The organism is Pseudomonas sp. JS425, from assembly GCF_018223845.1.
GTDB classification, from domain to species: Bacteria; Pseudomonadota; Gammaproteobacteria; order Pseudomonadales; family Pseudomonadaceae; genus Aquipseudomonas; species Aquipseudomonas asiatica.
Genome location: NZ_CP073661.1, coordinates 2,152,232 through 2,160,000 on the forward strand (window position 1 = coordinate 2,152,232; position 7,769 = coordinate 2,160,000).

A 7,769-nucleotide genomic window follows, 5' to 3' on the forward strand; every position below is an offset into this window, starting at 1 on the left:
ACAGGCTGTGACAAGCTGTTTTTTTATAACAGATTCTTACAAAGCATAGACGCAGTTGGCGGCTTTACAGGCCAGCCTGGCGTTCGCCTTCATCCTGCACTTCCTGTGCTTCGGCCACCTCGCGCGGGCGGCGCACCTTGAGTTCGCTTACCACCACCGCGATCACGATCAGCAGGCCGCCGAGCAGTGCCACGCCCGGCAGGCGCTCACCGGCGATGCGCCCGACGATCCCGGCCCATACCGGTTCGCCGGCATAGATGAGGGTGGCGCGGGTGGGCGAGACCGACTTCTGCGCCCAGTTCATGGCTACCTGGATCACCGCGCTCATGGCGCCCAGGCCCACGGCACTGGTCAGCAGCAGCCAGGAAAAATCGGGTATGCGCTCCTGGGTCGGCACGATCATCAGGAACGCCAGCAGCGAGGCGGTCGCCAGCTGCACCACGGTGACCCGGCGCACATCGACCTGCCCGGCGTAGCGGCTGATCAGGATGATTTCGCCGGCAATGGCCACGGCGCTGACCAGGGTTACCAGCTCGCCTTCGCTGAAGTGCAGGCTGCCACCCTCCGGACCGGCCAGCAGCATCAGGCCGATGAACGCCAGGCCGATACCGATGCTGGGCATCAGGCCGGGGCGCCGGCCCAGCACCAGCCATTGCAGCAGCGGCACGAACGGCACGTACAGCGCGGTGATGAACGCCGACTGGCTGCTGCTGATGGTTTGCAGGCCCATGGTCTGCAGGCCGTAGCCGAGCATGATCGACACCCCGATTAGCATGCCGGCCTTCAGTTCGGTGAAGGTCAGCCCTGGCAGCGCCCGCGCCGAGACCACCCCGACGAACAGCGCGGCTGCAGCGAAGCGCAGACCGACGAAGAACATCGGGCCGCTGACGCTCATCACGTTGTGTACCAGCAGGAAGGTGCCGCCCCACAGCATGGTGATGAATACCAGCACCAGTTCGGCCTTGCTCAGGCGAAAGGTAATGGCGGGGGTCGGTTTGCTGCTGGGCTGGCTCATGGTCTTGCGCACTCGGAGGGGGCGGCGCACAATCGCCGCAAAGTGGGCAGTATACTGCGCAATACCGACCAGTGAGCAATATAGTGCACAAAGATTCCTCGCACCGGGCATCGGTGCTGCAACATGTCAGCCTCAATGTACGCAGCCTGCGCAACGCCGCGGGTATGAGCCAGACGGCGTTGGCGGAGCGTTCCGGGGTCAGCCGGCGCATGCTGGTGGCGATCGAGGCGGGCGAGAAGAATGTCAGCCTGACTACTCTCGACCTGATTGCCGAGGCCTTGGGCGTGGCTTTCAGTACCCTGATCCAGGCACCTGACCAGCGCGACCCCGGGCGCATCGAAGAGTTGGCCTGGGCCGGCGAGCACCCGCAGAGTCGGGCGGTGCTGTTGGGCAGCAGCGTGGCGCGGCGCGAGGTGGAACTATGGGAATGGACCCTGGCACCGGGCGAGTGCTATTCCAGCGAGGCTGATGCCGAAGGCTGGAGCGAGCAGATCTATGTGGCGCAAGGGCAACTGACGCTGATCATCGAAGGGGTCGAGCATCGCCTGCAGGTCGGGCAGTTCCATGTGTTTCCCAGCAACTGCCGGTATGCCTACCGCAACGATGGGGCGGTTGCGGTGCGGTTTGTGCGCAATGTGGTGATCTAAGAGCGCGCAGGGCTGCATCACCTGTGGGAGCGGGCATGCCCGCGAACACCAGCGGAGGCGGTGCCATCCTCCGCGTCGCCTGATTCGCGGGCACGCCCGCTCCCACAGGTGCTGAGCAAGCCTGATCAGCTATTCAGCAACTCATCGGTCCTGACCACCTTGGCATAGGCAAACGCCAACGCCGCCATCACCGAATCATGCACCTGCGCCGCCGGCACCCGATTGCCATCGAACTCCAGTGGCAGCGTGGCACAGGCGTCGTGCGCCACGGTCACGTCATAACCCAGGTCGGCCGCGGCCCGGGTGGCGGCGTCGATGCACATGTGGCTCATGCTGCCGACGATGGTCAGGGCCTCGACGCCATGCCGGTCCAGCGTGTGCTCAAGGTCGGTACCGAGGAAGGCGTTGACCTTGTGCTTCAGCACCACCGGCTCATCGGCCCGAGGCTCTACCTTGGCATGGATCGCTGCGCCCTGCGAACCTGGCGCGAAAAACGGCGCATCGGCGCTGTCGAACTCATGCCGCACATGCACCACCAGGTCGCCCCGTTGACGCGCCGCCGCCAGCAGGCGGGCAGCATTGTCGGCCGCCTGCTCGGCACCATCGAGGGTCCATTTGCCGCCGGGGAAGTAGTCGTTCTGGATGTCGATGATGATCAGCGCCTGCTTGCTCATGCTGCCTCCTGTGGCAGTAGTCGTTGGATGTCGTTAGTTATAGGCTGTGTGCACTGACCTGAGGATTGGCGCGAACGACACTATGCAGGCAAAAACTGACAACCCCGCCAGCCTGGACATCGGCCTGCTGCTGTACCCCGGCGCGCAGCGTGCTGCCGTGCATGGGCTGGCCGACCTTTTTCTGGTAGCCAACCGGGTGGTTGCCGAACTGGGTGCTGTCGAGTTGCCATCGGTGCGTATCAGCTTTTGGCAGGCAGACGAGGCAGGGCGGTTGCAGCTTGCCCCTGAGAGCCCACCTGCCGCCGCGGCCGATCTGCGGGTGCTGATCATTCCGCCAAGCCTGGAGTCGGCACCACAGGGTGAGCTGCTTGAGCACCATCGCGCGTCGTTGTGCCAGTTGCACGGGCACGGCACGGTGCTGGCATCGGTGTGCATCGGGGTGTTTTTCATCGCCGCCAGTGGTCTGCTCGACGGGCGCCCGGCCTGTACCCACTGGAACCACGTGCATTCGCTTGCCCAGCGTTTTCCCAAGGTGCGGGTCGAGGCCCAGCAGCCGTTGCTGGACGATGGCGACATCGTCACCTCGGCGGGGCTGATGGCCTGGACCGACCTGGGCTTGCGCTTGCTGGAGCGCTTCATGGGCGCGACGGTGGCGCGGGAAACTGCCCGCTACCTGGCGGTCGACCCGGTCGCGGCGCCGCTGCCTGGTGCAGTGTTCAATCCACGCCTGGACCATGGCGATGAGGCGGTACTGAAAGTGCAGCACTGGTTGCAGGGCAACGGTGGGCAGGATGCCGATCTGGCCAGCATGGCTGCGTGCGCGGGGCTGGAGGAACGCACCTTCCTGCGGCGTTTTCGTGCTGCCACGGGGCTACGGCCAACCGAGTACTGCCAGCAGGTGAGGGTGGGGCGCGCGTGCCGCTTGCTGGAGTTCACCCGGCGCAATGTCGAGCAGATCGCCTGGGGCGTCGGTTACCAGGACCCGGGTGCGTTTCGCAAGGTGTTTCAGCGCATAACCGGCCTGACCCCGAGTGATTACCGGCGGCGCTTCGCGGTATCGGGTTAGGACGCGGGGCGTTCCCGGTGCGGAAAACCGCTTGACCTTGACATAACTTGAGGTTTTACCCTGCTCGGCATCGCGCTGTAGGCGTCCGTCACCAGGAGACCGTTCATGACGGCAAAATCCCATGCCCTGTGGTTTACCCAGATGATCGAATATGAAGTGCCTGGCAAGTTCCAGCAGGCGTTGGCCCAAGCGCTGGTGGCGCGCAGCGAAGAGCTGGCCGCGCGTTGCGAAGGGCTGCAGGGCGTCAGTATTCAGGCCAGCGACGATGGCAGCCGGGTGCTGCAGTACCTGCAATGGCAGTCCCGCCAGGCGTGGGCAGCGGCGGCCGTATATTTCGTCGGGGAACCTTTTCTCGACCTGCTTGGCCAGTACCAGGCGCGTGGGGTCAACTTTGCTGCCTACCAGACCCTGCGCAGCCTGGTGCGCGGTGCCGATGGCGGCCTGCATTGCCAGGTGGGCGAGCCTCAGGCATACCAGGGCGCGTAGTGCGGGTAGCGATCCAGGCGGGCGCCAATGACCATTTCGCTGACCCATGCCGCCAGGATCGAACTGTAGGCTTTCTGGCTCTCTTCGCTGGACAACGCGTGGTCGGCGCCGTCGACGATGCGGTGGGTGAGCGAATGGGCGCTGACGAATGCCGAGCGGTAGCTCATCAAGGTGCTGTGCGGCACGTAGTCGTCCTGCTCGGACTCGACCAGCAGTACATCGCCTCCGAACTCGGCACAAGCTGCCAGTGCGCGGTTGTCTGCCGGGCCGAGCAGGCGCTGGCGATAGGCGTTCAGCCGTTGCCGGTCGAGGGTTTGCTTGGGGAGGTTCCATTCGTCGTCCCAGTACATTGCGGGTACCCTGAGGGCCAGCCATTTGACCGGCCGCTCACGGGTCAGCAAGGTGGCCAGGTAGCCGCCATAGCTGCTGCCGATGATGGCGATGGCACTGGTGTCGACGGCCGGGTGGCTTACCAGCCGGTCGTAGGCCACCAGCAGGTCGGTCAGGTTCTGTTCGCGGGTGACCGTCAGCCGTTGGCTTTCGGTTTTTTCGTGGCCGCGCAGGTCGAAGGTCATGCACACGCAGCCCAGCCCGGTGATATGTCGGGCGCGGGCCAGGTCGCGTTGCTGGCTGCCACCCCAGCCGTGGACGAAGAGGATGCCCGGCATCTTGCTGCCGGGGCTGACCAGGGTGCCGACGATGCTGTCATCCTCGACCTGCAGTTCAACGGTTTCACTCTGAATGGTCATGTTCGCGAATCCGCGCAAATTTGCTGAGTTGTCCGAGTTCACTGTCGTTTCCTTGGTAAAAGAGGGTGGCGTCAGTGGGGAGTTCGGGGGTGCCGAACACTTCATGGGTGGAGGCACGTACCCGTTGCAATGCCGGGTCGTCGGCGAACGCCTGCAAGGCCAGCAGTTCGGCACTGCTGGCACCGCCCAGGCGCCAGGATTGCTCGAGTACGCCGCTGCGCAGGTGGCCCTGTGGGTTCACGCCGCGGGCAATGTCGTAGTTGCGCCGCGAGGCGATGAAGCCGGGGAAGTGCTGCTCGGCGGCTTGTTCGTAGGCCATCGCCTGGTTGATGGCCAGGCGCAGCGGCTCGTCCAGCGGCAGTTGCAGCAGTGCCTGGTAGTCACCGCGTACCACTACCAGGTCGGAGCCGCCATACACTTCCGTGCCCTGATGGTCGCGGGTAAGTTGCTGGGTGCCGTGATAGCTGCAGGTCAGGCCGGCGACACGTACCTGGCCAACGCTGAATGTTTGCACTTCGCTCAGGTCTTCCTCGAGCACCAACCCCCATAGCGCAAGGTCCTGGTCATCCATGCCGGCCAGCAGCGGTTCCAGCTCATCCGCCGTGGTTATGACCTGTTGCCCACGGCCTGCGCAGGCCAGTACCGGCTTGATTCGCAACGGGCCGTCCGTCAGTAACAGCTGTGCGGCGGTCCGTGCATCGGCCTTGCTGAATACGGTGTAGCCGCGCAGCAGGGCATCGCAGGCTTGCCGTGCGAAGGCATCGGTCCAGCCCGGCGGGAAACTGGCCCCGGCCGGCAGCGGGTGGGAAATCGCCTTGGTCGCCATGTAGGGGTGTGCGACCAGGCCACCGAAAAGGTCCTGTTCGCTGCAGATGCCGAGGGCGGCATGGCGTTCGGGATCGACCAGGGTTTCGGTGGGCAGGTAGTAGTAGCCGTCGGTGGCGCTTGGTGGCTGGCTGGGTTGCACGTGCGGGCAGCCCAGAAGGCGGGCCAGGCCGTCGGCAAGCTTCAGGTGCACGGCATGCTCGTGGTCGGGGGGGGGGCGCGCGGGTGTCGAGCAGCACCACGCCGCTTTTAGGGGCGCAGGCGTTGGGCATGGTCATTTGCCTGTGTGCAATGAATGTACTCAGTGTGAAGCCGGTGCTTTGTGGAAGTTCAGCGGAACTTGATCGGTGGTTCTGGCCCGTCTGTAGGAAATGTCCGGTATGCGCAGGGCGTCACGGGCAATGCATGCCGTGTGTCGGTCGCCAAGATTGCAGGGCTTCGGCGGCTGTTCCATTATCGGCACACTGGATAAACCGTGATGTAGCCGCAGGAGAGCGCATGAACGTTCAGACCACCCTTGGGCAAAGCGTGCCGCAGCGTTTGGCGCTGGTTCGCCAGGCCATGGCCGCAGAAGGCATCGATGCCTTGCTGGTACCTTCGGCCGACCCCCATCTTTCCGAATATCTGCCTGGTTACTGGCAAGGGCGCCAGTGGCTTTCCGGTTTCCATGGCTCCGTCGGCACGCTGGTGGTCACGGCTGGCTTTGCCGGGTTGTGGGTCGATAGCCGCTACTGGGAACAGGCGGAACACGAGCTGGCGGGCAGTGGCATCGAGCTGATGAAACTGTTGCCGGGCAAGCCTGGTGCGCTGGAATGGCTGGGCGATCACGTCGAGCCCAACGGCAGCGTGGCAGTAGATGGTGCGGTCATGGCGCTGGCTTCGGCGCGCCAACTGAGCGATCGGCTGAAGGCGCGCGGGGCGCGACTGGTGACTGACAAGGATCTGCTGGGCCAGGCCTGGGAAGGGCGCCCGGCGCTGCCAGGCAACCCGGTGTATCAGCATTTGCCGCCGCACGCCACGGTGAGCCGTGCGGAAAAACTGGCGCAGTTGCGCCAGAGCGTGCAGGCCAAGGGGGCCGACTGGCATTTCATCGCCACCCTGGATGACATCGCCTGGCTGTTCAACCTGCGCGGTAGCGATGTTTCCTACAATCCGGTGTTCGTGGCCTTTGCCCTGATCAGCCAGCAGCAGGCCATCCTGTTCGTCGGCGAGGACAAGCTCGACGAACATCTACGCCAGGTGCTGGCGGCCGACGGTATCGAAGTGCGTGACTACGCCGAAGCAGGCAAGGCCCTCGCCGCCATGCCGGCCGGGAGCCGATTGCTGGTCGACCCGGCCCGGGTGACCTGCGGCCTGCTGGATAACCTGCCGGCCGAGGTGGAGCTGGTCGAGGGGCTCAACCCCAGCACCTTGAGCAAGTCGTGCAAGGGTGATGAGGACCTGGTGCACATCCGGCAGGTGATGGAGCAGGATGGCGCGGCCCTGTGCGAATTCTTCGCCTGGTTAGAGGCCAACCTTGGTCGTGAGCTGGTTACCGAGCTGACGGTCGACGAGCAGTTGAGTGCCGCCCGTGCCCGCCGCCCGGGATTCGTGTCGTTGAGCTTCTCGACCATTGCCGCCTTCAACGGCAATGGCGCGATGCCGCATTACCGCGCCACGGAACAGTCGCACGCGGTCATCGAGGGCGATGGTCTGCTGCTGATCGATTCGGGCGGGCAGTACCTGGGGGGCACCACCGACATCACGCGCATGGTGCCCGTGGGCAACCCGAGCCTTGCACAGAGGCAGGATTGCACACGCGTGCTCAAAGGCATGATCGCCTTGTCGCGGGCCACCTTCCCGCGAGGCGTGCTATCGCCGTTGCTCGACGCCATTGCCCGGGCACCGATCTGGGCTGACCAGGTGGATTACGGACATGGCACCGGGCATGGCGTGGGCTACTTCATGAATGTGCACGAGGGGCCGCAGGTAATTGCCTACCAGGCGGCGCCCACGCCGCAGACCGCGATGCAGGTGGGCATGATCAGCTCGATCGAGCCGGGTACGTACCGTCCAGGACAGTGGGGTGTGCGCATCGAGAACCTGGTGGTCAACCGCGAGGTCGGCAAGAGCGCCTTCGGCGACTTCCTGAACTTCGAGACCCTGACGCTATGCCCGATCGATACCCGCTGTCTGGTGCCCGAGTTGCTGACCAGGGAAGAACTGGACTGGTTGAATGGCTATCACGCCAGGGTACGCGAGCGTCTGGCGCCGTTGCTCAAGGGGGACGCGCTGGCCTGGCTGGAGGCGCGTACTGCGCCCTTGTGA

At 64.7% G+C, this 7,769-nt stretch carries 7 protein-coding genes and 1 pseudogene; 4 read left to right on the forward strand and 4 right to left on the reverse strand.

Annotated elements, in window-relative coordinates; all coding sequences use genetic code 11:
* Positions 1-64 precede the first annotated feature (64 nt).
* Complete coding sequence (locus tag KDB76_RS09890; protein WP_023662797.1) at positions 65-1,015, reverse strand: DMT family transporter; 951 nt, start codon at positions 1,013-1,015, stop codon at positions 65-67.
* 83 nt (positions 1,016-1,098) lie between these two features.
* Here KDB76_RS09890 and KDB76_RS09895 point away from each other — a divergent pair, with 83 nt between their 5' ends.
* Positions 1,099-1,662, forward strand: a complete 564-nt coding sequence (locus KDB76_RS09895; RefSeq protein WP_015269662.1) for an XRE family transcriptional regulator — start codon at positions 1,099-1,101, stop codon at positions 1,660-1,662.
* A gap of 125 nt (positions 1,663-1,787) precedes the next feature.
* Here KDB76_RS09895 and KDB76_RS09900 read toward each other — a convergent pair whose 3' ends face one another.
* The gene (locus tag KDB76_RS09900; RefSeq protein ID WP_024086606.1) at positions 1,788-2,336 is read right to left on the reverse strand and encodes a cysteine hydrolase family protein; all 549 of its coding nucleotides are present in this window, start codon (positions 2,334-2,336) and stop codon (positions 1,788-1,790) included.
* Between the two features lie 82 nt (positions 2,337-2,418).
* On the opposite strand from KDB76_RS09900, the gene KDB76_RS09905 reads away from it, so the two are divergent.
* Both KDB76_RS09905 and KDB76_RS09910 read left to right on the forward strand, forming a co-directional pair.
* On the forward strand, positions 2,419-3,402 hold the full coding sequence (locus KDB76_RS09905; RefSeq protein ID WP_024086607.1) for a helix-turn-helix domain-containing protein: 984 nt from the start codon (positions 2,419-2,421) through the stop codon (positions 3,400-3,402).
* 105 nt (positions 3,403-3,507) lie between these two features.
* Positions 3,508-3,888, forward strand: coding sequence for an antibiotic biosynthesis monooxygenase (locus KDB76_RS09910; protein ID WP_024086608.1), 381 nt, complete (start codon positions 3,508-3,510; stop codon positions 3,886-3,888).
* Here the strand turns inward: KDB76_RS09910 and KDB76_RS09915 are convergent.
* On the reverse strand, positions 3,867-4,637 hold the full coding sequence (locus tag KDB76_RS09915) for an alpha/beta fold hydrolase (protein WP_013971846.1): 771 nt from the start codon (positions 4,635-4,637) through the stop codon (positions 3,867-3,869). The genes KDB76_RS09910 and KDB76_RS09915 overlap by 22 nt on opposite strands.
* A pseudogene (locus tag KDB76_RS09920) lies at positions 4,621-5,740 on the reverse strand (DUF3182 family protein). Before KDB76_RS09920 ends, KDB76_RS09915 begins: the two are co-directional and overlap by 17 nt.
* Positions 5,741-5,960: 220 nt before the next feature.
* Between KDB76_RS09920 and KDB76_RS09925 the strand changes: the two are divergent.
* Complete coding sequence (locus KDB76_RS09925) at positions 5,961-7,769, forward strand: aminopeptidase P family protein (RefSeq protein ID WP_038409198.1); 1,809 nt, start codon at positions 5,961-5,963, stop codon at positions 7,767-7,769.